The organism is Thauera sp. 28 (assembly GCF_000310145.2).
Taxonomy (GTDB): Bacteria; Pseudomonadota; Gammaproteobacteria; order Burkholderiales; family Rhodocyclaceae; genus Thauera; species Thauera mechernichensis.
On the sequence record NZ_AMXA01000021.1, the window covers coordinates 24522 to 45429 of the forward strand.

Annotated in this window: 17 protein-coding genes; 11 read left to right on the forward strand and 6 right to left on the reverse strand. The window is 66.9% G+C overall.

Annotation, left to right across the window (positions count from 1 at the left end; all coding sequences use genetic code 11):
- Nucleotides 1–145: 145 nt before the first annotated feature.
- The 7 genes from C662_RS13950 to C662_RS13975 are packed head-to-tail and all read left to right on the forward strand — an operon-like array spanning nt 146 to nt 7954.
- Nucleotides 146–2254 carry a 4Fe-4S dicluster domain-containing protein gene (locus C662_RS13950; protein ID WP_002930362.1) on the forward strand — a complete coding sequence of 703 codons (2109 nt, stop codon included), beginning with the start codon at nt 146–148 and terminating at the stop codon, nt 2252–2254.
- Complete coding sequence (locus tag C662_RS13955; RefSeq protein ID WP_002930363.1) at nt 2251–2883, forward strand: TorD/DmsD family molecular chaperone; 633 nt, start codon at nt 2251–2253, stop codon at nt 2881–2883. Before C662_RS13950 ends, C662_RS13955 begins: the two co-directional genes overlap by 4 nt.
- 39 nt (nt 2884–2922) lie before the next feature.
- Complete coding sequence (locus C662_RS20325) at nt 2923–3129, forward strand: hypothetical protein (protein WP_157354550.1); 207 nt, start codon at nt 2923–2925, stop codon at nt 3127–3129.
- Nucleotides 3130–3142: 13 nt separating this feature from the next.
- The gene (locus C662_RS13960) at nt 3143–6046 is read left to right on the forward strand and encodes a formate dehydrogenase subunit alpha (protein ID WP_002930367.1); all 2904 of its coding nucleotides are present in this window, start codon (nt 3143–3145) and stop codon (nt 6044–6046) included.
- Nucleotides 6047–6064: 18 nt separating this feature from the next.
- Nucleotides 6065–6691 (forward strand): formate dehydrogenase FDH3 subunit beta, encoded by a 627-nt coding sequence (gene fdh3B / locus C662_RS13965; protein ID WP_002930368.1) that lies wholly within the window; start codon nt 6065–6067, stop codon nt 6689–6691.
- Nucleotides 6688–6924 carry a hypothetical protein gene (locus C662_RS13970; RefSeq protein ID WP_002930370.1) on the forward strand — a complete coding sequence of 79 codons (237 nt, stop codon included), beginning with the start codon at nt 6688–6690 and terminating at the stop codon, nt 6922–6924. The genes fdh3B and C662_RS13970 overlap by 4 nt, the downstream gene beginning before the upstream one ends.
- Before the next feature lie 10 nt (nt 6925–6934).
- Entirely contained in the window at nt 6935–7954 is a 1020-nt protein-coding gene (locus tag C662_RS13975; protein WP_002930372.1) for a formate dehydrogenase subunit gamma, read from the forward strand.
- Between the two features lie 126 nt (nt 7955–8080).
- Here the strand turns inward: C662_RS13975 and C662_RS13980 are convergent, their stop codons facing one another.
- Together C662_RS13980 and C662_RS13985 are read right to left on the reverse strand one after the other, a co-directional pair.
- Nucleotides 8081–10978 (reverse strand): EAL domain-containing protein, encoded by a 2898-nt coding sequence (locus tag C662_RS13980; RefSeq protein ID WP_002930374.1) that lies wholly within the window; start codon nt 10976–10978, stop codon nt 8081–8083.
- Nucleotides 10975–12627 carry a FecR domain-containing protein gene (locus C662_RS13985; RefSeq protein WP_002930376.1) on the reverse strand — a complete coding sequence of 551 codons (1653 nt, stop codon included), beginning with the start codon at nt 12625–12627 and terminating at the stop codon, nt 10975–10977. The genes C662_RS13980 and C662_RS13985 overlap by 4 nt, the downstream gene beginning before the upstream one ends.
- A 188-nt stretch (nt 12628–12815) precedes the next feature.
- Between C662_RS13985 and C662_RS13990 the strand changes: the two genes are divergently transcribed.
- A complete protein-coding gene (locus C662_RS13990) occupies nt 12816–13982 on the forward strand; it encodes a THUMP domain-containing class I SAM-dependent RNA methyltransferase (RefSeq protein ID WP_002930378.1) in 1167 nt (388 codons plus the stop codon).
- Nucleotides 13983–14014: 32 nt separating this feature from the next.
- On the opposite strand, the gene C662_RS13995 is transcribed toward C662_RS13990, so the two are convergent.
- The gene (locus C662_RS13995; protein WP_002930380.1) at nt 14015–15148 is read right to left on the reverse strand and encodes a PilT/PilU family type 4a pilus ATPase; all 1134 of its coding nucleotides are present in this window, start codon (nt 15146–15148) and stop codon (nt 14015–14017) included.
- A gap of 122 nt (nt 15149–15270) precedes the next feature.
- Complete coding sequence (locus C662_RS14000) at nt 15271–16311, reverse strand: type IV pilus twitching motility protein PilT (protein WP_002930383.1); 1041 nt, start codon at nt 16309–16311, stop codon at nt 15271–15273.
- A gap of 92 nt (nt 16312–16403) precedes the next feature.
- Here C662_RS14000 and C662_RS14005 point away from each other — a divergent pair, with 92 nt between their 5' ends.
- From C662_RS14005 to C662_RS14015, 3 genes are read left to right on the forward strand one after another with little or no spacing between them, the layout of a single operon-like run.
- Nucleotides 16404–17111: a YggS family pyridoxal phosphate-dependent enzyme gene (locus C662_RS14005; protein WP_002930384.1), complete on the forward strand. Its 708-nt coding sequence runs from the start codon at nt 16404–16406 to the stop codon at nt 17109–17111.
- A gap of 58 nt (nt 17112–17169) precedes the next feature.
- The gene (gene proC / locus C662_RS14010) at nt 17170–17994 is read left to right on the forward strand and encodes a pyrroline-5-carboxylate reductase (protein ID WP_002930389.1); all 825 of its coding nucleotides are present in this window, start codon (nt 17170–17172) and stop codon (nt 17992–17994) included.
- Nucleotides 17995–17996: 2 nt separating this feature from the next.
- The gene (locus C662_RS14015) at nt 17997–18578 is read left to right on the forward strand and encodes a YggT family protein (RefSeq protein WP_002930390.1); all 582 of its coding nucleotides are present in this window, start codon (nt 17997–17999) and stop codon (nt 18576–18578) included.
- A 52-nt stretch (nt 18579–18630) separates the two neighbouring features.
- Here C662_RS14015 and C662_RS14020 read toward each other — a convergent pair whose 3' ends face one another.
- Together C662_RS14020 and C662_RS14025 are read right to left on the reverse strand one after the other, a co-directional pair.
- Nucleotides 18631–19911, reverse strand: a complete 1281-nt coding sequence (locus C662_RS14020; RefSeq protein ID WP_002930392.1) for a dihydroorotase — start codon at nt 19909–19911, stop codon at nt 18631–18633.
- Between the two features lie 27 nt (nt 19912–19938).
- Complete coding sequence (locus C662_RS14025) at nt 19939–20898, reverse strand: aspartate carbamoyltransferase catalytic subunit (protein ID WP_002930394.1); 960 nt, start codon at nt 20896–20898, stop codon at nt 19939–19941.
- Between the last annotated feature and the right edge of the window lie 10 nt (nt 20899–20908).

Below are 20908 nucleotides of genomic sequence, written 5' to 3' on the forward strand. Positions count from 1 at the left end.
CAAAACGGGGCGTCTGGGACAATTTGTCTGTACTGAGACCAGTTGGCGCCCCAGGGTGGTCTTTTGCGGTTTGTTTTGTGGTCCAGGGTTCCGTTTTGGCTGGCCCGCCGAGTGCTTCGAATCGGTGGATTAAACGGACGAATCGATGCACGACAATCAAGAGCGGATCCGCCTCTGCGACTGTAATCGCAGTTTCTCGCTGGACGCCGGGCAGCTTGCTGCTGCCGGCGTCGTTGCGTCCTGTCACCACGCGCTGTGCGCCCAGGACTTGCCTGTGGTGGACGCAGACCTTGCCGCCGGGCGCACGGTCTTCGTGTCCTGTACGCAGGAAACCGCGCTGTTCGGCGAACTGGCCGACACGCACGAGGCCGGTCAGCGCATCCACTTCTTCAACCTGCGCGAGAACGCCGGCCGCTCGGCCGAGTCGGCGCAGGCGGCGCCCAAGCTGGCCGCGCTGATCGCGGCAGCGACCACCTTGCCCGCGCCCGAGCCCGTGCCCGCGGTGCAGATGCAGGCTGGGCGCAGCCTGTTGATCATCGGTGAAGCAGGCGCCGCGCTTGGCTGGGCAGAACGCCTGGCAGGCAGCTTCGATCCGGCGGTGCTCATAACCCAGCGTGCTGGCGAAGTCGAACTGCCCGCGGCCAATGAGTACCCGGTGTGGTCGGGCAAGGTGCTGAGCTTGTCTGGTCACCTCGGCGAATTCGAGCTGCAATGGCAGCAGCGCAATCCGATCGACCTCGAACTTTGCGTGCGCTGCAACGCCTGTGTGAAGGCCTGTCCCGAGGGCGCGATCGGTTTCGACCTGCAGGTCGATGTCGACGCCTGTCGCGGCCACCGCGCCTGCGTCGCCGCCTGTGGCGAGATCGGCGCGATCGATTTCGCGCGCACCGATACGGCGCGCAGCGAGCGCTTCGACCTCGTGCTCGACCTGTCCGTCGAGCCTCTGCTCAAGCGCATCGAACTGCCCGACGGCTACGCGGCGCCGGGCCGCGATCCCTTCGAGCAGGCGCTGGCGGTGCAGTCGCTGGGCGAGTTCATCGGCGAGTTCGAGAAGCCGCGCTACGTTGCCTTCGACGCGGGCCTGTGCGCGCACAGCCGCGCCAGGAAGACGGGCTGTACCAACTGCATCGAGGTCTGCGCCACCGAGGCGATCCGTTCCAACGGCGACGTGATCGCCGTTGATCCCTGGTTGTGCAAGGGCTGTGGCACCTGCAGCACGGTGTGTCCGTCGGGTGCGCTGGGCTTCCAGTTTCCGCGCGTGCCCGATGTAGGCCTGCGTGTGAAGACCCTGCTTTCTGAGTACGCCCGCACGGGTGGCCGCGACGCCTGCATCGTGTTTCACGCTGCAGAGGACGGTGCCGCTGCCATTGCCCGTCTTGCGCGCCGTGGTCGCGGCCTGCCTGCGCGCGTGATCCCGGTCGAGGTGTGGAGCGCGGATGCGGTCGGGCTGGACCTGATGCTCGGTAGCCTGGCGCTGGGGGCCTGCCAGGTCGCCGTACTCGCTGCCGGCAGTCACGACGCCGCGCCACTCAAGGCCCAGGCCGGCTACGGCCAGACCATCCTGTCTGCACTCGGCTACGCGGGCGAGCATCTGCGCATCATCGAGGCCGATGCCGAGGACTGGCAGGCACTGGAGCGCGCCCTGTGGTCGTGGACGCCCGCAACCGGCGTTGCCGTGCCGGCGCGTTTCCGCCTGCTGCCGAAGAAGCGCGAGACGCTGGACTTCGCGCTCCGCCACCTTGTCCAACACGCTCCCGCGGCGCAGGCCGCGCCGGGCTTGCCCGCCGCGATCGCACTGAAGGCCGGCGCGCCCTTCGGTCAGGTCGTCGTGTCCGACGCATGCACGCTGTGCATGGCCTGTACCGGCGCCTGTCCGGCTGGCGCCCTGCGTGCTGCGACCGACAGCTACCGGCTCGACTTCATCGAGCGCAACTGCCTGCAGTGCGGCCTGTGCGTCGCCTCCTGTCCGGAGTCGGCGCTGGCGCTCGAACCCCGCCTGGCGCTGGGCGAGGAGGCGCGTCGGGCGCGTGCCCTGCGTGAGGCCGACATGTTCCACTGCACCGCCTGTGGCAAGGCGATGGGGGCCGCGCCGCTGATCGAATCCATGATCGCCCGCCTGTCCGGGCATTCCATGTTCGCCACCGAGGCTGAGCGTGCCCGCCTGCGCATGTGTGCGGATTGCCGTGTCATCGACATGATGAAGTCCGAATCGACCTCAAGTTCGGCCGTGAAGGCCTGGGATCTGTCCGAATGAGCGCCGCTACCATCCCCGTCCATGCCCAACCCAGCTGGTCCGAAGAGGACCGTGCTCGTGCCGAGCACTACGCACTGCTTGCGCGCCTGCTCCATGGCGCGCCGGATGCGCCGCTGCTGGCTGCGCTTGCAGCGGCGGCGAGCGCCCTCGGCGGTACGGCCGGCGCCTTGCCGCAGGCCTGGGCCGCACTTGGCGCTGCGGCTGGTGCGCCCTTGCAGGGGGTATGCGACGAATTCAACGCCCTCTTCATCAGCGTTGGCAAGCCGGCGGTGATGGCCAATGGCTCGTGGTACCTGACCGGCTTCCTGCAAGAGGAGCCGCTAGCCGAACTGCGTGCCGACCTCGCCGAGCTCGGGCTTGGCCGTCGCGCCGGGGTGACGGAAACCGAGGACCACATCGCCGCGCTCGCCGAGGTCATGCGCCACCTGGTGCTGACCGGGCCTGACGAGGCGGGCCTGCAGCGCCAGCGCGCGTTCTTCGCGCGCCACATCGCGCCCTGGTATGCCGATTTTGCACATGCCCTGGCGCAGGCGCCCGGGGCGGACTTTTACGCGAAGGTGGGTGCCTTGCTGCTGGCCTTCATGGACATCGAGCGCGAGGCGTTCGACATGCTGGAGGTGTCCGCCTGACGGGCGGATGCCGATTCTTTGTTGGGGGGGAGATCGATGATGAAAGACGACACGACGAAATTGTCCCGGCGGAACTTCCTGATGGCCGTCGGTGCGGGCAGTGCCGCAAGCGCCGCCGCGGTGGCGACGGCAGCGACCCAGGCCGTACCGCAGGCGGCGGCCGTGGTCGAGGATGCACGCCGCGAGGCTGCAGAGCAGGGCACCAGCGCGCACATGCGCAACTACTACCGCACCGCGCGGATCTGAGGAGGACGCCACGATGCTGACCAAGAAATCCGCTGCGACTGCCGGCAGTGCGCGTCGCCTGCGCGGCGCGGCGGCGCGGCCGCTGGGCCAGACCATGGATCGGCGCGCCTTCCTGAAGCGCTCGGGCCTGGGCGTGGGCGCGGGGGCGATCGTCACCCAGCTGCCCTACAACCTCATCGGTGCGGCAGACGCTGCGGCCGCGGGCGTGTCACGCAGCGACGGCCCCGCCGAAGTGCGTCGTACCGTATGCACCCACTGCTCGGTCGGCTGTTCGACCGATGCCATCGTGCGCAATGGCGTGTGGGTGCATCAGGAGCCGGTGTTCGATTCGCCGATCAACCTCGGCGCGCACTGTGCCAAGGGGGCGGCGCTGCGCGAGCACGGCCACGGCGAGCACCGCCTGAAGTACCCGATGAAGCTGGTCGACGGCAAGTACCAGCGCATGTCCTGGGAGCAGGCGCTGAACGAGGTCGGCGACCGCCTGCTCAGGATCCGCGAGGAGTCCGGCCCGGACGCGGTGTATTGGATCGGTTCATCGAAGCACAACAACGAGCAGGCCTACCTGCTGCGCAAGTTCGTGTCCTTCTGGGGCACCAACAACTGCGACCACCAGGCGCGCATCTGCCACTCCACCACGGTGGCGGGCGTGGCGAACACCTGGGGTTACGGTGCGATGACGAACTCCTACAACGACATGCAGTTCTCCAAGGCGGCGCTTTATATCGGCTCGAATGCGGCCGAGGCCCACCCGGTGTCGATGCTGCACATGCTGCATGCCAAGGAAAACGGCTGCAAGATGGTCGTCGTGGACCCGCGCTTCACGCGCACGGCGGCGAAGGCGCACCAGTACGTGCGCATCCGTTCGGGCACCGACATCCCCTTCATCTGGGGCATGCTGTACCACATCTTCAAGAACGGCTGGGAAGACCAGAAGTACATCGACGACCGCGTCTTCGGCCTGGAGAAGGTCAAGGAAGAGATCATGACCTGGACGCCCGAGCGCGTGCAGGAAGTGACCGGTATTCCGGAAGACCAGGTGTTCAAGGTCGCCGAGACGCTGGCCATGAACCGGCCCTCGACCGTTGTGTGGTGCATGGGCCAGACCCAGCACACCGTCGGCAACGCCAACGTGCGCGCGATGTGCATCCTGCAGCTGGTGCTCGGCAACGTCGGCGTATCGGGTGGCGGCACCAACATCTTCCGCGGTCACGACAACGTGCAGGGCGCGACCGACGTCGGCCCCAACCCGGATTCGCTGCCTGGCTACTACGGCCTGGCCGCCGGTTCGTGGAAGCACTGGTGCAAGGTGTGGGGCGTCGATTACGAGTGGGTCAAGGCCCGCTACGCCTCCGAGGAACTGATGACCAAGTCGGGCATCACCGTGTCGCGCTGGATCGACGGCGTGACCGAGAACAAGGAGCTGATCGACCAGCCCAGCAACCTGCGCGCAGTCGTGTATTGGGGCCATGCGCCCAATTCGCAGACGCGCGGCGCCGAGATGGTCGAGGCCATGAAGCAGCTCGACACCCTGGTGGTGATCGACCCCTATCCGTCGGCGACTGCGTCAATGGCGGCGATGGTGCGCAAGGATGGCGTGTACCTGTTGCCGGCCTGCACCCAGTTCGAGACCACTGGCTCGTGTACTGCGTCGAACCGGTCCATTCAGTGGCGCGAGAAGGTCATCGAGCCGCTGTTCGAGTCCAAGCCCGACCACACCATCATGTACGCCTTCGCGAAGAAGTTCGGCTGGGCGGACGAGCTGGTGAAGAACATCAAGGTCGACAAGGACGCCCAGGGCTGGGACGAGCCGAACATCGAGGACATCCTGCGCGAGATCAACCGCGGCACCTGGACCATCGGCTACAGCGGCCAGTCGCCCGAGCGCCTCAAGCTGCACATGAAGAACATGCACACCTTCGACGTCAGGACGCTGAAGGCGGCCGGCGGCCCTTGCGACGGCGAGTACTTCGGCCTGCCGTGGCCGTGCTACGGCAACCCGGAGATGAAGCACCCGGGCACGCCCAACCTTTATGACACCTCCAAGCACGTCATGGACGGCGGCGGAAATTTCCGCGCCAACTTCGGCGTGGAGAAGGACGGCGTATCGCTGCTGGCCGCCGAGGGCTCGGCCTCCAAGGGCGCCGACCTGCAGATGGGCTACCCCGAGTTCGATGACGTGCTGCTCAAGAAGCTGGGCTGGTGGGACGAACTCACCGACGCCGAGAAGCAGGCGGCGGAAGGCAAGAACTGGAAGACCGACCTGTCGGGCGGGATCATCCGCGTGGCGATGAAGAACCATGGCTGCCACCCTTTTGGCAACGCCAGAGCGCGTGCGCTGGTGTGGAACTTCCCCGACCCGGTGCCGCTGCACCGCGAGCCGATCTACTCGCCGCGGCCCGACCTGGTCGAGAAGTACCCGACCCATGACGACAAGATGAAGTTCTGGCGCCTGCCGACGCTCTACAAGTCGATGCAGGACAAGGTCAAGAACATCTCCAGCGAATACCCGCTGATCATGACCTCCGGCCGTCTGGTGGAGTACGAGGGGGGCGGGGAGGAAACGCGCTCCAACCCCTGGCTGGCCGAACTGCAGCAGGAGATGTTCGCCGAGGTGAACCCAAAGGACGCCAACGATGCGGGCTTTCGCAACGGCGAGTACATCTGGGTCGAGTCGCCGACCAAGGCGCGCCTCAAGGTGCGTGCCCAGGTCACCCAGCGTGTTGCTCCGGGCACGGTGTTCCTGCCCTTCCATTTCTCCGGCTGGTGGCAGGGCCAGGACATGCTCAAGTACTACCCCGATGGCGCGGCACCGATCGTGCGTGGCGAGGCGGTCAACACCGCCACGACCTATGGCTACGACCCGGTGACGATGATGCAGGAAACCAAGACCACCCTGTGCCGCGTGAGCAAAGCGTAAGGGCGAGGAGAGAACACGATGGGACGCATGAAATTTCTCTGTGACGCCGAGCGCTGCATCGAATGCAACGGCTGTGTCACTGCGTGCAAGAACGAGCACGAGGTGCCTTGGGGCGTGAACCGCCGCCGGGTGGTGACGATGAACGACGGCGTGCCGGGCGAGCGCTCGATCTCGGTCGCCTGCATGCACTGCTCGGATGCGCCGTGCATGGCGGTATGCCCGACCGACTGTTTCTACAAGACCGAAGACGGCGTGGTGCTGCACGACAAGGACAAGTGCATCGGCTGCGGCTACTGCTTCTTCGCCTGTCCGTTCGGGGCGCCGCAGTTCCCCAATGGCCAGGCGGCCTTCGGTGCGCGCGGCAAGATGGACAAATGCACCTTCTGTGCCGGCGGCCCCGAGGAAACCGGCTCGCAGGCGGAGTACGACAAGTACGGCTCAAACCGTCTGGCCCAGGGCAAGCTGCCCTTGTGCGCCGAGATGTGTTCGACCAAGGCCCTGCTGGCTGGTGACGCCAACGTGGTGGCCGACATCTTCCGCGAGCGCGTGCTGCGCCGCGGCACGGGCGCCGAGGTGTGGGGCTGGGATGCGGCCTACGGCGGTGGCGAGCAGAAGCGCGAGCGCAAGCGGGAGGGGCAATCATGAGCCGCCACCCTTTGAAGCGTCTGCCTGTGCTCGTGCTGGCGGGGGTGCTGTCTGCCGGCTTGTCGGCCTGTGGCGAGGTGCCGCAGGTCACCGTGTACGAGCAGGGGCAGTACCGCGGCAAGACCGACACCCGGCCCTGGGAAGACAGCGAGTTCAAGGGTGACCGCGCGGCCTGGGAGAAGGCGCTCAAGCAGCGTGCCCGCAACCAGTCCGAGTACAACCGCATCCAGTGAGGAGAGCACCATGACGATACGCATGATGCGGGCGCAGGGCGGCGGGTTCGCCGCACTGCTGCTCATGCTCCTGCTGTGGGCGTTCGCCCTGCCGCTGCATGCGGCCGAGCGGCCCGCCGGCAGCAGCGCGGCGGATCAGGCCGAGCGCCAGGTCGAGCGTCCGCTCAACAACGCACCGGTGTGGCGTGCGGTGCGCTCGGGCGAGGCGCACACCACCAATGTGCGAGGCCCCGAGGCGGGCGTGCTGATCCAGAGCGAGGGCAACACCTGGCGTCAGCTCAGGAACGGGCCGATCACGCAGTACGGTGGCTGGCTGTTGATCCTGGTGCCTTCGGCGATCGTGCTGTTCTGGCTGGTCAAGGGCACGATCAGGCTGCACCAGCCACGCACGGGACGCCTCATGAAGCGCTTCTCCGCCTTCGAGCGTTTCATCCACTGGGGCACTGCGATCACCTTCCTGGTGCTGGCGGTGACCGGGTTGGCCATCCTGTTCGGCAAGCATGTGCTGCTGCCGATCTTCGGCCATGGTGTGCTCGCTGCGCTGCTCGACGTCGGCAAGACGGTGCACAACTACGTCGGTCCGGCCTTCGGGGTGTTCGTCGTGCTGATGATCCTGACCTTCCTGCGTGATAACGTCTGGCAGGCGATCGACGCGGTGTGGATCCGTCGTGCAGGCGGTGTGCTCGACGGCAGCCATGTCCCATCGGGACGCTTCAACTTCGGCGAGAAGACATGGTTCTGGATCGGCGTCACCTTCCTCGGGCTGGCAGTGGTCATCTCGGGCCTGATCCTGGATTTCCCCAACATTGGCGAGTGGACGCGTTCCGACATGCAGACAGCCAACATCGTGCACGCGATCGGCGCCATCCTGCTGCTGGGGCTGTCATTCGGCCATATCTACATGGGTACGCTGGGCGTGGAAGGTGCCTACGAGTCGATGAAGACCGGCTACGTGGATGAGACCTGGGCGAAGGAGCACCACGAAATCTGGTATCAGGACATCAAGGCGGGCAAGTCCGGGCATCCCTGATCGCCTGCCAGGGGCGCACCACTGGGCTGCGCCCCTGCCGATGGCTTTGATCCGGGCCTGCTCCTGACCTCCCTCTGGCCCGGATTATTTGGCCCCGGTGCGGATCGACCGCGCCGGGGCCTTGTTTTATCCGTCGCCGTTCGTTCCCGGGGCTCCTGCGCGCGCGTGCTGCAAGCCTTCGATGGCCCGCTGTGCGTGCGGTGGGGGCATCCTCAACCAGTGGCGGATCTCGGCAGTGGGCAAGGGCTGTGCAAACAGGAAGCCCTGGGCCACGTTGCAGCCGTGGCGGGCGAGGAAGCGCAGTTGCAGTTCGGTCTCGACGCCTTCCGCCACCACGCGCATGCCCAGGCTGTGGGCGAGGGCAATGGTGCCGCGGACGATGGCTGCGTCATCATTGTCTTCGGCCAGGTCGATGACGAAGCTCTTGTCTATCTTGAGTTCGGAGATCGGGAAGCGCTTGAGCAGCGACAGGGACGAGTAGCCGGTACCGAAATCGTCGACGGCCACGCCGACGCCGAGCGCGTGGACGCGGTGCAGCAGTTCGGCGACACGTTCCGGATCGTGCATTGCAGTGGACTCCGTTACCTCGATCTTGAGCTGGCGCGGGTCCATGCCGCTGTCGCGGAGCGCGTGGCGGATGGTGTCGACCACGCTCATGTCGGTGCATTGGCGCACCGATACATTGACCGCGATCGGCACGGGCACCAGGCCGTCCGCACTCCAGCGCGCCGCCTGGTGCGTGGCGGCGTTGAGCACCCACTCGCCGATGTTCGTGATCAGGCCGCTTTCCTCGGCGGCGGCGATGAAGAGGTCCGGGCGCACCAGGCCGCTGCCTGGTCGGTGCCAGCGGATGAGCGACTCGAGCCCGGCCAGGCGCCCGCTGCGGATGTCGATCTGGGGCTGGTAGAAGAGCTCGAATTCGTCATTGCCCAGGCCCTTGCGCAGTGCTGCTTCCAGGTTCAGGCGGTCGCGCGACCAGGTGTTCATCTCGGGCGAGTAGAAGGTGTAGCGGCTGCCGCCCTCGAGCTTGCCGCGGTACATCGCCTTGTCGGCCATCGATAGCAGGGTCTCGGCGTCGCTGCTGTCGGCGGGGCCGACGCTGATGCCGATGCTGCACGACAGCACCAGCCCGGATTCGCCTTGGGTCTCGACCTCGCGCTCGAGCAGGTCGAGCAGCTTGCCGGCCACTGCCACCACTGCGCTGCGGTCGCGCAGGTGATCCATCAGGATGATGAACTCGTCACCGCCCCAGCGCGCGACCGTGTCACCGCTGCGTACCGAGGCTGTCAGGCGCTCGGCCACCACCTGAAGCACCTGGTCGCCGACGTAATGGCCCAGGCTGTCGTTGATGCGCTTGAAGCGGTCAAGGTCGACGAACAGCAGGGCGACCAGGCTACCTCGGCGCTGGGCGTTCGCCAGCGCCTGGTGCAGGCGGTCGAGGAGCAGGGCGCGGTTCGGTAGCCCCGTGAGCACGTCGTGTGTGGCTTCATGCTGCAGGCGCGCGGTGATGGCGAGGGTCTCGGTGACATCGTGGAACACGAGCACCGCACCCTCGACGCCTCCGCCCACCGGTGTTGCGGTCAGGCGCAGCGCATGATGCTTGCCGCTGACGGCTTGCCAGGCGATCGGTTCGGGCAGGCGGATGGCCTGCCGATGCTTGAGGCAGGCGAGGATGGTTTCGACCACTACCGCGCTCTGGTCGGTGAAGTCGCGGATGAGTTCGCCCACCGGGGTGCCGCGTGCGCTGTCCAGGGTCGCCCCCGTCAGGCGCTCGGCGACCGGGTTGAGCAGTACGACGCGGGCATCCTCGTCGATCGTCAGGACAGCGTCGGCGATCGAACGCAGAGTGGCGTCGGCGTCGTGGCGGGCCTGGGCCAGCGAACCCTGGGTGTGGCGAAGCACCGACAGGAACCACAGCGCAGCGCCCAGCAGCAGGCCCGCCATGGCGCTGGCTGGCGGTATCCATAGCTGGAATGCGCCCAGGACCGCCCCCGACAGCAGGGGCGGCATCAGCAGCAGGCCGCCGAGCAGGAGCTTGCCTCGTGTCCCTGCTTGTGGCCGGAGCAGTGCTGCCAGGCTGATCACGGTCAGGCAGAGGGCGAGGGCGAGGCCGGCTGCTGCGCTGTTGTAGGTCAGCCCGCTGCGCAAAGCCTCGAATGCACGGGCGTGGAACTCGACCGCCGGCATGTTGCCACCGTGGGCCGCACTGGGGGTCGCCAGGCCTGCGTCGATACCGCTTGCAGTGGTGCCGATGAATACCGTGCGGCCTTCGAGGCGGCGTACCTGCTCTGGGCGGCTCAGCAAGGTGTAATAGGACACCACCTCGGGCCGTCCGCGCGTGTCCGGAAACGGCAGCAGCAACTCGCCCTGGCGGACCCAGAGCGGGCGCTGGACGACCTGTTGCAGGCCTGCCCGGGCGCGCGCATTGAGTCCTGAAGGCTCGCCGCTGCCAGGGTGCCTTAATGCTGCGACTGCGAGTGCATCCCAGCGTGGCTGGCCACTGCCGGCAAGGCGGTAGGTGCGACGGGAAAGGCCGTCAACATCGATTTCGACGTCGACATGACCGAGCGCAGCGGCGCTTGCGCGCAGGGTGTCGACAGGCAGCAGCTCGAACATGCCTTCCGTGGCGGTGCCTGCATGGGGTGCGACGGCAAGGATCACGCGGCCCGACGCCTGCATGGCCTCTGCCAGTTCGGCGTCGCCAGGAGCGCTTTCGGGAAACAGGATGGCCATGGCGATCGACGAGACACCGACCGCGGTCAGGCGGTCGATGAGTTCCGCGTGTACCGCACGGTTCCAGGGCCAACGCCCCATGGCGGCGAGCGTCGCCTCGTCGATGGCGATCACGGTCGACTCGGTGGGCAGTGCGGGGGCCCGGAACCACGGCTCCAGGGTGTCGAACAGCAGCAGGTCTGCGCGCTGGATGACCCCCGGCGGAAAGAGTGCGAGCGTACAGGCAAACAGTGCCGAGACCAGCCAGCCGGATCGGTGCCCGAGTGCGGTGGGGCGCCAGCGCAGAGTCATAGCGCGAGCAGCAGCGGCAGCAGGATCAGCAGTGCGCGCCAATGGTTATGCGGCACTTCGAGTTGCTGAGGCGTGCCCCAGGGGCCCATGGGCGCCGCGGCTTCCTGACTACGGATGCGGACGTGCCATGTGCCGCCCGGCGGGCGGGGCATGACCAGTTCTGCGCGCTCGGTTTCGAGCGTGTACTCGGGCGCGCTGAAGCTGGCGTCGCTGCTCACCTGCACTTCGTAGCGCTCGGCACCATCGCTGGCGCGCCAGCGCAACTGCAGGTGCTCGCCGTCGATCTCGGGGGCCTCGGGGGTGGGGCCGGGCTGCGGCCGGCGGAAGCGCTGTGGGTCGGAGAAGGGGCCGCGGCCTTCGCTCGCGGTGGTGACGGCGACGCGCCAGAAGTAGTCGCCCGCCTCCAGCGCGTGGGCGAGCACGAAGTGCGGCTCGACAAGGTCCTCACGCTGGAGCAGGTGCTCGAAGCCTGGGTCGCCGGCAAGCTCGAAATGGTACTGCAGGGCGTCGGCTATGCCCCCCCAGGTGAAGCCGATACGCTCCTCGGTGGCAAAGCCGTCGGGGGCCGGCTGGCTGGGGAAAGGGGGCTCGGGGCGAGCGTCGATGATGATGCTGCGTTCGGCATCGATGCCTTCGAGGCCGCGCGCATCGATCGCCCGCACCCGCATCATGTATTCGCCGTCGGGCAGGTGGGCCTCGCCCCGAACAGCGGGCGCGGCGCTGACACGGTCCGAGGCGACGACGGTGAAGGCCGCACTGGGCGCGATCTGCGTACGGTAACCGGTCGCGCCCGGCACGTCGGCGATGTCGATGCTGAAGGGGACGCGCTCGATGCGCTCGGGGAGGGCATCGAGCGCGGGAGCGGACAGCAGGCGTTGGGCCGGCGCGGGCGCAGTACTGGGTGTTGCCTGGGTGCCGGTCCCCGCGCGCAGGCGGGTTTCACCGCGCCGGTTACGCAGCGCAATCTCGCCTTCGAGTGTCTCCGCGAGCATGGCGGTACCGTCCGTGCGCACGCGGAAGTCGGTGCCGCGCACGGCGGCGACTGCAGCCGGGGTTTCGATGGTGTAGCGGCCGCCGGCCTTGCGTGCCGGGGTGACCACGCTCTCGATCTGCCCGCGCTTGAGCTCGATGCCGACCTGTTGGGCGCCGGACGCGTTCAGGCGCTGGACCTGGCCAACCCGCAGTTCGGCATTGTTGCCGACCTGGCTGCGGCTGCCGTCTGCGAACTCGATGGTGAGGCTGCTGTCGTCGCCACTGTGGATGGTCGCACCGGCGGTGAGCTCCATGCCTGCGACCACGGGCTCGACAGTGCTGCCGCGGCGGTGCTCGACGCTGCCATGCACGTCGATCACGCGTGCGGTGTCCTGTCTGGCACGCATCCAGCCCACGGGAATGCGCAGCAGGGTGCCGGGCTGGATCGCCGTCGGCTCCAGGATGCGGTTGTAGTCCTGGATGCGCGGCCAGTAATCGATGCTCTTCAGGTAGCGCTCGGTGATGTTCCACGGGTTGTCGCCGGGGCGCACGACGTAGATGAAGTCCTGGGCGAGAGCGCCTTGCGCGCATGCGGCGGCAACCAGGCCGAGCAGTGTCGCCGCAAATGGGCCGCGTCCGTGGGCCGGGGGGAGGGCGTTGTCTCGGTTGGCCTGCATCGTGTCTTCCTCGTTGCACCCCAGGCTGCGGAGTATTTCTGGTTATTTGAATAATTGCGGGGAAATAATACCTTGGCCAGGTTGTGCAAGGCGTCTCTTGCATCATGTAAGGGGCATGAATCCTGCGCGGACGGCGCGCCTGCGGCGGCGAGCGCTACAATGCGCCGTCTCATGTGATCGGAGGCCTCATGGCCGAGCATTTTTTTTCCCCATGCCCGCGCGGGCTCGAGACCGCGCTGGCGGCCGAACTCGAGGGCCTGGGCGCGCGTCAGGTGCAGGCCGTGCCCGGAGGCGTGGGCTGGCAGGGCGACTGGACGGCCTGCCAGCGTGCGAACCTCGAAAGTCGGATCGCAACCCGGGTGCTGTGGCGGGTGGGGCAGGGGCGTTATCGCGCCGAGGTGGACATCTACAAGCTTGCCTACAGCGTGACCTGGGCGAAGTGGTTCACCGCCGATGACACCATCCGCATCCACGTCACCGCGCAGAAGTCGCCGCTCAAGAGCCTGGAGTTCATCACGTTGCGGGTCAAGGATGCCGTGTGCGACCACTTCCGCACCGTGAGCGGGCGGCGACCGAGTGTCGATACAGCCAATCCGGCGGTCCGCATCCACGTTTTTCTCACTGCCGATATGGTCACGCTGTACGTCGACACCTCGGGCGAGGCGCTTTACAAGCGCGGCTACAAGCCAGCGGCAGTCGAGGCGCCGCTCAAGGAGAACCTGGCTGCCGGCATTCTGCGCTTGAGCGGCTGGCAGCCGGGCGAGGCGCTGGTCGACCCGATGTGTGGCAGTGGCACTTTCCTCATCGAGGCCGCCTTGATGGCGCTGGACGTGGCGCCGGGGCTGGGGCGCAAGTTCGCCTTCGAGCGCTTCCGCCACCACGACCGCAGTGCCTGGACAGCGGTGCGTGCTGCGGCAGAACGGCGCCGGCAGGCGCCGCGGGTGCTGCCCGTGTTCGGCTCGGACATCGTTGGCGAATGGGTTCGCCGCAGCCGCCTCAACCTGGAGGCTGCCGGGCTCGCCGACTGTGTGCGTCTCGACCGTGCCGATGTGCTCGAGCGTACGCCGCCAGCAGCCGAGGGCGTGATGGTGGCCAATCCGCCCTATGGCGTGCGGATCGGCGAGGCCGAGGAGCTCGCTGCGTTCTATCCGCGGCTTGGTGACGCGCTCAAGCGCAACTGGGGTGGCTGGCGATGCTATCTGTTTACCGCCGACATCCAGTTGCCCAAGCTCATTGGTCTCAAGGCCAGCCGGCGCACGCCCTTGTTCAACGGCGCGCTGGAGTGCCGGCTGTACGAATACCGCATGGTGGCAGGCAGCAACCGCAGCCGCGACGCAGCGCCGGCTTCGAGCTGAGCCGGGCGCCCTGCCTCCGGGCGGAGGCAGGCTTACAGCATGCCTAGGTTCTTCAGGCTGTCGCTGGTGTCGCGTTCGCCGTGGCGGCTGTTGAGCTTGATCTGCAGGCGCAGGTCATTGACGGAGTCGGCGTTGCGCAGCGCGTCCTCGTAGCTGATGAGCTCGTCCTCATAGAGCTGGAACAGCGACTGGTCGAAGGTCTGCATGCCGAGCTCGGTCGAGCGCTTCATGATCTCCTTGATTGCCGGGATGTCGCCCTTGAAGATGAGGTCGGAGATCAGCGGCGAGTTGAGCAGTACCTCGACCGCCGGCACCCGGCCCTTGCGGTCCTTCAGGGGCAGCAGGCGCTGCGACACCATTGCGCGCAGGTTCAGAGACAGGTCCATCAGCAGCTGCTGGCGGCGGTCTTCCGGGAAGAAGTTGATGATGCGGTCGATGGCCTGGTTTGCGCTGTTTGCGTGCAGGGTGGCCAGGCACAGGTGGCCGGTCTCGGCGAACGCGATGGCGTAGTCCATGGTCTCGCGGTCGCGGATCTCGCCCATCAGGATCACGTCCGGTGCCTGGCGCAGGGTGTTCTTGAGTGCGCTCTCCCAGGACTCGGTGTCGAGGCCGACCTCGCGTTGGGTGACGATGCAGTTCTTGTGTGCATGCACGAACTCGATCGGGTCCTCGACGGTGATGATGTGGCCGTAGGTGTTCTCGTTGCGGTAGTCCACCATCGAGGCGAGCGAGGTGGTCTTGCCGGTGCCGGTGCCACCGACGAAGATCACCAGGCCGCGCTTGGTCAGCGCGATATCGCTGAGCACCGGGGGCAGGCCCAGCTCTTCGAACTTGGGGATGCGCTGCGGGATGGTGCGCAGCACCAGGCCGACCTTGCCTTGCTGCACGAAGGCGTTGACCCGGAAGCGCCCGATGCCGGCTGGCGAGATGCCGAAGTTGCACTCCTTGTGCGACTCGAACTCGGCGGCCTGGCGGTCGTTCATGATCGCGCGCGCAAGCTCGGCGGTATGTGCGGGCTGCAGCATCTGGTTCGATTGCGGCATGATGCGGCCGTCGATCTTGATCGCTGGCGGGAAGCCGGTGGTGATGAACAGGTCGGAGCCGTTCTTCTGCAGCATCAGCCGCAGCAGATCGTGCATGAACCTGAGTGCCTGGTCGCGTTCCATGTTTCAGACTCCTGGCGCACCTTGTGTGCGGCGTGCTGCAATGAACTTGGGACCCGCGCAATTCGCCGCGGGCGCTGAGGCTCGAATCTGGCCTCAATGTGCTCCGATGCGCCTTGCTCGGCCTAGACGAAGTTGTCCTTGTTCTGTGCCCGGATACGGGCTTCGGCCGACGAGACGACATTGCGGCGCACCAGGTCGGCCAGGCACTGGTCGAGGGTCTGCATGCCGACGTTCTGACCAGTCTGGATCGACGAGTACATCTGTGCGATCTTGTTCTCGCGGATCAGGTTGCGGATAGCCGGGCTGCCGATCATGATCTCGTGCGCCGCCACCCGGCCCTGGCCGTCCTTGGTCTTGAGCAGGGTCTGCGAGATCACCGCGCGCAGTGACTCCGACAGCATCGAGCGCACCATGTCCTTTTCCGCCGCCGGGAACACGTCGACGATACGGTCGATGGTCTTGGCCGCGGACGAGGTGTGCAGGGTGCCGAACACGAGGTGGCCGGTTTCGGCTGCGGTCAGTGCCAGGCGGATGGTTTCGAGGTCGCGCATTTCGCCCACGAGGATGACGTCCGGGTCCTCGCGCAGCGCCGCGCGCAGGGCATTGTTGAAGGACATCGTGTCGCGGTGCACCTCGCGCTGGTTGATCAGGCAGCGCTTGGATTCATGCACGAACTCGATAGGGTCTTCGACGGTCAGGATGTGGCCATACTGGTTCTCGTTGACGTAGTCGATCATCGCCGCCAGCGTCGTCGACTTGCCGGAGCCCGTCGGCCCGGTCACCAGCACGATGCCGCGCGGCTGGCTGGAGATGTCCTTGAAGATCTTCGGACAGTTGAGCTCTTCGAGCGTCAGCACCTTCGACGGAATGGTACGGAACACCGCGCCTGCACCGCGGTTCTGGTTGAAGGCATTGACCCGGAAGCGCGCCAGGTTGGGTATGGCGAAGGAGAAGTCGCATTCCCAGGACTCCTCGTACTGCTTGCGCTGCGCGTCGTTCATGATGTCATACACCATGGCGTGCACTTCCTTGTGCTCGAGCGGAGGCAGGTTGATGCGGCGCACGTCGCCATGGACGCGGATCATGGGCGGCAAGCCGGCCGACAGGTGAAGGTCGGAGGCCTTGTTCTTGACTGCGAAGGCGAGGAGTTCAGTGATGTCCATGGTATGGCCGGCAGCCGGGGGCCGGAAAGGGTGGGCAACAGCGCAATGCTATACTTTTTGCGCCCTGTGCTAGAGGAATTAGGCCACGCAATATGACGACAATCGCTGCCCGACTGCAAGCGGTCAATGACCGCATCGCCGCTGCCGCGCACGCCGCGGGCCGTGCCCCCGCTTCGGTCGCCCTGCTCGCGGTGAGCAAGACCTGGCCGGCAGCAGCCGTGCGCGAGGCCGCTGCGGCCGGCCAGCGTGCGTTCGGCGAGAACTACGTGCAGGAGGGTGTCGACAAGGTCGAGGCCCTGCGCGAACTCGGGCTCGAGTGGCATTTCATCGGGCCCTTGCAGAGCAACAAGACCCGGCTCGTGGCCAATGCGTTCGACTGGGTGCATGGCATCGATCGGCTGAAGATCGCCGAACGTCTGTCCGCGCAGCGCGACGTGCATCTCCCCCCGCTCAATGTCTGCATCCAGGTCAATGTCAGTGGCGAGGAAAGCAAGAGTGGCGTCGCGCCCATCGATGCGGCCAGCCTGGCGGCTGCAGTGGCGGCGCTGCCGGGCCTGCGCTTGCGCGGCCTGATGTGCATCCCGGAGCCGAGTGCCGATCCGGCGCTTCTGCACGCCCGCTTTGCGCTGCTGCGCCGGCTGAAGGACGAGCTTGCCGCGAGCGGCCTCACGCTCGACACCTTGTCGATGGGCATGTCCCATGATCTCGAAGCCGCTGTAGCCGAGGGGGCCACCGTCGTGCGCGTCGGCACGGCGATCTTCGGCGAGCGCCAGGCAGGCGCTTTTGCTCAACCCGGCTGATGCGGCGCCTGGGCGGCATCGGCTCAAGTAAATCGGTTCAACCCAAACGGATCAAATCATGAAGATCACTTTTCTCGGCGGCGGCAACATGGCGAGCGCCCTCATCGGCGGCATGATCGAGCGCGGCTTCGCGGCGACCGATATTGCCGTCGTCGAGCTTGGCGAACAGGCGCGCGCTGCGCTTGCGGCGCGCTTTGGCGTCGGTGTGCATGCGTCCCTCGATGCTGCGGCGCTGGCCTGCGATGTATTGGTGCTGGCGGTCAAGCCGCAGCAGATGAAGGCGGCGCTGGCGCCGATTGCGGGTCGCCTGCAGGGGCAATTGGTGATCAGCATCGCCGCCGGGCTGCGCCTGGCCGATCTCGGGCGCTGGCTGGGTACGCCGGAGCAGCCTCATGCGCGCGTAGTGCGCTGCATGCCCAATACACCGGCCCTGATCGGCTGCGGCGTCACCGGCCTGTATGCTGACCCCTCGGTGGATGAGACTGGGCGCGCGGCTGCCGAGCGCATCCTGGCTGCGGTCGGCAGTACGGTATGGGCGACCGAAGAGGGGCAGATTGACGCGGTGACGGCAATCTCAGGAAGCGGGCCGGCCTATGTGTTCCACTTCATCGAGGCGCTCGAGTCCGCCGGGTGCGCCCTCGGCTTCGACCAGGCCAGTGCGCGCCGGCTGGCGATCGATACCGTGCTCGGTGCGGCCAGGCTGGCGGCGAGCGCGGAAGACTCACCCGCCGTGCTGCGCCAGAAGGTCACCTCGAAGGGTGGCACCACCGAAGCGGCCCTGGCCAGTCTGGCGGCGTCGGGCTGGCACGATGCGCTGGTCGAGGCGGTACGCGCAGCCGAGGCCCGTGGTCGCGCCCTGGGTGAAGAACTGGGCAAGGACTGAACATGCTCGCGAACATCCTGCTGCTGGTGCTCAACACCGTCTGCGGCTTCATTACCCTGATGCTGCTCGCGCGCTTCTACATGCAGTGGCAGCGCATCTCCTTCCGCAACCAGATCGGCCAGTTCGTCGTGACCACCACCGACTGGGTGGTACGTCCGCTGCGCCGCTTCATCCCCGGCGTGCTTGGCCTCGACCTCGCGAGCCTGCTGCCAGCGTGGCTCGTTCAGGTGCTGCTGGTGGCCTTCGAGCTCAGCCTGCGCGGCGCGGTGTTCAGCGGCAATGCCGGCGCAGTGGCCTTGGGCTTGCTCGGCGTGGGCCTGATCGAGACCGTGCGCATGATGATCTATCTGCTGTTCGCGGTCGTGCTCGGTTCGGCCGTGCTGTCCTGGGTCAGCCCGCACGCACCGCTTGCGCCGCTGCTGCATGCCCTTGCCGATCCCTTTCTGCGCCCGTTCCGCCGTGTGGTGCCGAGCATCGCCAATGTTGACCTGTCGCCGCTCGTGCTGTTGCTGGTGCTGCAGATCGTGCTGATGGTGCTGGCCGGGCTGCGCGGCGGCTTTGCGCCGCTGCTGTTCGGGGCTTGAGCCCGGGCTTGCCTGAAGTGGAGCCGGCCCTGCAGGGCCGGCTCTCACAGCCTTAGTCGACCGCGTACATCACCTGCCCCTCGACCAGGGTGTAGCGCACCTTGCCCGGCAGCTCCATGCCGAGGAAGGGCGTGTTCTTGCCCTGGCTGCGCAGGTTGTCACGGGTAACGGTGACGTGGGTGTCGGGGTCGAACACGCAGATGTCCGCACGTGCACCTACCGCCAGGTGGCCGGCCTTGGTGATGCCGACGATCCTGGCCGCATCGGAGGTGATGCGGGCGAGGCCATCAAGCAGCGACAGGCCGGCGCGCTCGGCCCATTTCAGCGTGAGCGGCAGCAGCAGTTCCAGGCCGGTGGCACCGGGCTCGGATTCCGAGAAGGGGGCTTGCTTGCCGTCGTCGTCCACCGGGGTGTGGTCCGAGCACAGCGCGTTGACGCGGCATTCGGCCAGCCCTCGACACAGCGCCTCGCGATCGCGCTGGCTGCGCAGCGGCGGGATGAGGTGGCAGTTGGAGTCGAAGTAGCCGATATCCATGTCACACAGGTGCACATGGTTGATCGACACGTCGCAGGTGACGTCCATGCCCTCGGCACGTGCCTGCTCGATGAGCGCCAGGCCGGCAGCGGACGACAGGCGGGTGATGTGCAGGCGTGCGCCGGTGATCTTGGCAAGCTCCAGATAGGTGAACAGCGCCACCGTCTCGGCGGCGACCGGGATCCCTGCCAGGCCCATGCGCGTGGCGACTTCACCGTCATGGGCGTTGCCGCCGCGCGACAGGAAAGGTGCGAGCGGTTGCAGCCAGACACGGAAGTCGAAGGTGGCGGCGTACTGCAATGCACGCATCAGTACGGCGTTGTCGACGATTGGCACGTTGGCCTGCGAGAAGGCAACGCAGCCGGCTTCGACCAGTTCGGCCATCTCCGACAGGCGCTCGCCCTTGAGACCGATGGTGAGCGCGCCCACAGGGTAGATGTGGGCGCGGTTGAGCTTCTTGGCGCGGTAGGTGAGCATCTCGACCAGCCCGGGCTCGTCGAGCGCGGGGTCGGTGTCGGGCGGGATCGCCAGGCTGGTGACGCCGCCGGCCATCGCCGCCTCCATCTCGGATTCGAGCGTGGCGCGGTACTCGAAGCCGGGTTCGCGCAGGCGTGCGGCGAGGTCAATGAAGCCGGGGGCGACGACCAGGCCGCTGGCGTCGATCGTGCGCTCGGCGACGAAGCCGTCCGGCGCCTGGCCGAGGGCGACGATCTTGCCGCCAGATACATACACGTTCTGCACCGCGTCGCTGCGGTTGGCCGGATCGATGACGCGGCCGTTGGAAATCAGGATGTTCATGCTCTATTGCCTATCGGTAGTGGGCGCTCAGTGGCTGCCCAGCATGCTCATGACCGCCATGCGTACGGCGATGCCGAAGGTGACCTGGGGCAGGATGACCGCCTGCGCGCCGTCGGCCACTGCCGAGTCGATCTCGACGCCGCGGTTCATCGGCCCGGGGTGCATCACGATGGCGTCGGGCTTGGCCAGCGCCAGCTTTTCGGCGGTGAGGCCCCAGATCTTGTAGTACTCCTGCGGTGTGGGCAGCAGCGCGCCGTTCATGCGCTCGTTCTGCAGGCGCAGCATCATCACTACGTCCACACCCTTCAGCCCCTCGCGCATGTCGTGGAACACGCGTACGCCCAGCTTCTCGACCTCGGTCGGCAGCAGGGTCTTGGGACCGATCACGCGCACCTCGGGCACGCCCAGCGTGGTCAGCGCGGCGATCTGGCTGCGCGCCACGCGCGAGTGCAGCACGTCACCGACGATCGCCACCGTCAGGTTGGTGAAGTCCTGCTTGAAGTGGCGGATCGTGTACATGTCCAGCAGGCCCTGCGTCGGGTGCGCATGGCGGCCGTCGCCGGCATTGACCACGTGGATGTGGTCGCGCCCGGTATTCTGCAGGTGCTGGGCGATGAGCATCGGTGCACCGCTGGCGGCGTGGCGCACGACGAACATGTCGGCCTGCATCGCACACAGGTTGTCGACGGTGTCGAGCAGGCTCTCGCCCTTGGCGGCCGAACTGGTGTTGATGTTGAGGTTCACCACGTCGGCCGACAGGCGCTTGGCGGCGATCTCGAAGGTGGTGCGGGTGCGCGTCGAGTTCTCGAAGAACAGGTTGAACACGCTCTTGCCGCGCAGCAGCGGCAGCTTCTTGACCTCGCGTTCGGCGACTTCGGTGAAGGGCGCGGCGGTGTCGAGGATGGCGGTGAGGATGTTGCGCGGCAGACCGTCGAGGGTCAGCAGGTGTTGCAGTTCGCCGTGCTTGTTGAGTTGGGGGTTGCGCATCGGGCGTGCC